The following is a 3,302-nucleotide window of genomic DNA, read 5'->3' on the forward strand; positions in this document are numbered from 1 at the left end:
GGCCAGGGCGGTTGCCGGCGCCGGTCCCCGGCGCGGCCGGGTCCGGGCCTCGGGCCAGGGCGGGTGCCGGCGCCGGGAGCCCTCCGGGCGACCGAGTCCCGGGCCCGGGCCGACGGTACGGTGCGGCCGGCCCGGGCCGTGGGCCGGTGGTGGGCGCGGCCGGGGGGATCAGACCAGGCGGCGGGCCGTCGCCCAGCGGGTGAGCTCGTGCCGGTTGGAGAGCTGGAGCTTGCGCAGCACCGCCGACACGTGCGACTCGACCGTCTTCACCGAGATGTACAGCTGCTTGGCGATCTCCTTGTAGGCGTAGCCACGGGCGATCAGACGCAGCACCTCCCGCTCGCGCTGGGTGAGCCGGTCCATGTCCTCGTCGACGGGCGGCGCGTCGGTCGAGGCGAAGGCGTCGAGGACGAAGCCGGCGAGCCGGGGCGAGAAGACCGCGTCGCCCTCCTGCACCCGGAAGATCGAGTCGACCAGGTCGGTGCCGGTGATCGTCTTGGTGACGTAACCCCGGGCCCCGCCGCGGATGACGCCGATCACGTCCTCGGCCGCGTCCGAGACGGACAGGGCGAGGAACCGCACCGGGCCCTCCGCCGCTGCCATCAGCCCGGCGCAGCGGCGCAGCACCTCGACGCCTCCCCCGCCCGGCAGATGGACGTCGAGCAGGACGACCTCGGGCCGGGTCGCCGTGATCACGGTGACCGCCTGGTCGACGTCGGCGGCCTCGCCGACCACCTCGACGCCGGTGATCTCGGTCCGGCCGATCTCCGCCTGCACCCCGGTGCGGAACATGCGGTGGTCGTCGACGAGGACCACCCGCACCCGGCGGTCCGCGCCCGCCGCCCCCGTCCCGGTCGCTGTCCCGGTCCCGTCGCTCATCCGTCCGCCCTCTCCATCTCAAGCTCCACTTCGGTGCCGCCGTCCGGCGCGGATCTGAGCCGGGCCGAGCCCCCGTTGCGCCGCATCCGGCCCATGATCGATTCTCGTACGCCCATCCGGTCCTCGGGAACGGCGTCGAGATCGAAGCCCGGCCCCCTGTCCTTCACGGACACGAAGACCGTCCGGCCCTCCACCTCGGCGTAGACCTGGACCGCGCCTCCCTCGCCACCGTACTTGGCGGCGTTGACCATCGCCTCGCGGGCGGCCTGTATCTGTGCGGTCAGTTTCTCGTCGAGCGGGCAGTCGCCGACGACCACGACCTCCAGCGGGACGCCGTGCTTGTCCTCGACCTCGGCGGCGGCCCGCTTCACCGCCTCGGCGAGGGTCTCGGGCTCCTCGTCCTTGCCGGTGCCCTCCGGTCGGTAGAGCCAGTTCCGCAGCTCCCGCTCCTGGGCGCGGGCGAGCCGGCGGACCTCTCCCGGGTCCTCGGCGTTGCGCTGGATCAGGGTGAGGGTGTGCAGGACGGAGTCGTGGACGTGGGCGGCGACCTCGGCCCGCTCCTGGGCGCGGATGCGCATGGTGCGCTCCTCGGAGAGGTCCTGGGACATGCGGACCAGCCACGGGCCGGCCAGCAGGGCTATGCCGGTGAGGACGGCGACCGCGGCGGTGAGGGCCGTGCCGAGCTGGGCGACGGAGCCGCGCACCACGACGAACACGGCGAGTCCCGTGCCGACCAGGGCCACACCGACCAGGCCCCGGGTGAGCTGGAGGGCGCGTCTGCGACGGTCGGGATCGGTCCAGCTGGCGCGGCGGGCGTTGTCCGCCTGGCGCCAGACGAGGACCACACCCACCCCGATGAGGAGAGTCGGCCAGACGTAGCGTCCGGTCTCCTTGTCGAGGTTGATGTTGCCGAGGAGCACGGCCGCGCCGATGGCGAGCGCGACCAGGGCGAAGACCTGCCCCCGGTCCGGTTTGCGGAGCCGGCGTCTGCCGTCGGGCATCGTCTCGAAGACGGGGCGTGGGGCTGCCCGGCCGCCGACACCGAGCGGGACGACGATCCAGAAGACCGCGTACAGCAGGACGCCGAGGCCGTCGGTGAGCAACAGCACCGTGAAGACGGCCCGGACCCACACGACGGGCAGCCCCAGATGCCCGGCGAGGCCGCGCGCGACACCGCCGAGCCATCGCCCGTCGGCGCTCCTGTAGAGCCTGCGCGCGGGCGGTTCGTCGGTCTCGGTGACACGAGCGGCTGCGGACATGACCCGATCGTCACACGTGGGGTCCCCCGCGGACATCAGGGGCGGCCCTGAGTTCGTCCCTGGTACGGCCTCAGGGGAACGGGGCTCCCGAATATCAGGGTCGGGCCAGGGTCGTCCCCGGTGCCGCGGCAGGTCACGGGCGGTCACCATGGACGCATGACGAGTTCGACGCCTTCGCCTCACGAGGCCCCGCCCACGGCGGAGGCCCCGCCCGTCCCGCCGCTGCGGCGCTCGCGTGCGAGCAAGGTCGTGGGCGGGGTCTGCGGCGGTCTCGGCCGGCACTTCGACCTCGACCCGGTGATCTTCCGTGTGGTGGTCGGAGTGCTGTCGGTGACCGGCGGCGTCGGCCTGATCTTCTACGGCTTCGCGTGGCTCCTCCTCCCGCTCGCGGGAGAGGAGGAGAACGAGGGCCGCAGACTCCTGACCGGCCGTGTGTCCGGGGCGTCGCTGGCGGCGGTGCTCCTGGCGCTGGTGGGTTGCGGGGTCTTCCTGTCGATGCTGCGCAGCGGGTCGCTCCTGGGCTTCGCCATGACCCTGTCCCTGGCGGTGTGCGGGGCGGCGGTGTGGTCGCAGCGGCGCAGGACGGCGAGCGGGGAGGCCGACCTGCGGAGGGACGTGGCGGCCGCCATGGCCGTCGCCGAGGCCCCGCCGGAGACGAAGGCGCCCCCGCTGGTCGAGTTCCCGTCCTGGTGGAAGGACCCCATCGTGAAGGACGGCTCGACGGGCAAGATCGCCATCGGTTACCTCTGGGGCCCGCACGGCGTCGTGGACGCGGAAGGCCGGGTGAACGGCGAGGTGCCGAAGCCGGGACGGCAGTGGGGCCCGGACGGCTCCGCGGCTGAGCGGCCGGCCCGTTCCATACGCCGCACGCCGTACTCCATCGGCGGCCTGATCCAGTTCTTCGCCTTCCTCGCCGCCGTGCTGGGCACGGCCCTGACGTGGGAGACCGAGCCGCTGGGGCGGAGCCTGCAGACGGGTTTGGTCGCCGCTCTCGCGGTGTTCGGCCTGGGCCTCGTCGTCAGCAGCTTCCTCGGCCGGACCGGTTTCGGCACCGTCTTCCAGACCGTGTCCACGGCCCTGCTGCTCGCCGTGGCGGTGGCCCTGCCGCAGCGGATCACGACCGAGTGGGTGCGGGAGACGTGGCAGCCCACCACGGTGGGCGCG

3 protein-coding genes are annotated in these 3,302 nt (G+C 73.6%); 1 reads left to right on the plus strand and 2 read right to left on the minus strand.

Translation table 11 applies throughout. The features are described 5' to 3' along the window. Positions 1–168: 168 nt before the first annotated feature. Complete coding sequence (locus tag RIF68_RS31970) at positions 169–879, minus strand: response regulator transcription factor (RefSeq protein WP_309054760.1); 711 nt, start codon at positions 877–879, stop codon at positions 169–171. Then, positions 876–2,138: a PspC domain-containing protein gene (locus RIF68_RS31975; RefSeq protein ID WP_309054761.1), complete on the minus strand. Its 1,263-nt coding sequence runs from the start codon at positions 2,136–2,138 to the stop codon at positions 876–878. The genes RIF68_RS31970 and RIF68_RS31975 overlap by 4 nt, the downstream gene beginning before the upstream one ends. Positions 2,139–2,294: 156 nt before the next feature. Here RIF68_RS31975 and RIF68_RS31980 point away from each other — a divergent pair. After that, positions 2,295–3,302, plus strand: a 1,008-nt coding sequence (locus RIF68_RS31980) for a PspC domain-containing protein (protein ID WP_309054762.1), incomplete at its 3' end; no start/stop codon positions are given.

Source organism: Streptomyces sp. (assembly GCF_031178505.1).
Lineage (GTDB): Bacteria > Actinomycetota > Actinomycetes > Streptomycetales > Streptomycetaceae > Streptomyces > Streptomyces gulbargensis.

Coding starts and splice junctions, on each gene's coding strand:
- RIF68_RS31970 (WP_309054760.1), bottom strand. CDS start 879: ATGAGCGACGGGACCGGGACAGCGACCGGGACGGGGGCGGCGGGCGCG.
- RIF68_RS31975 (WP_309054761.1), bottom strand. CDS start 2,138: ATGTCCGCAGCCGCTCGTGTCACCGAGACCGACGAACCGCCCGCGCGC.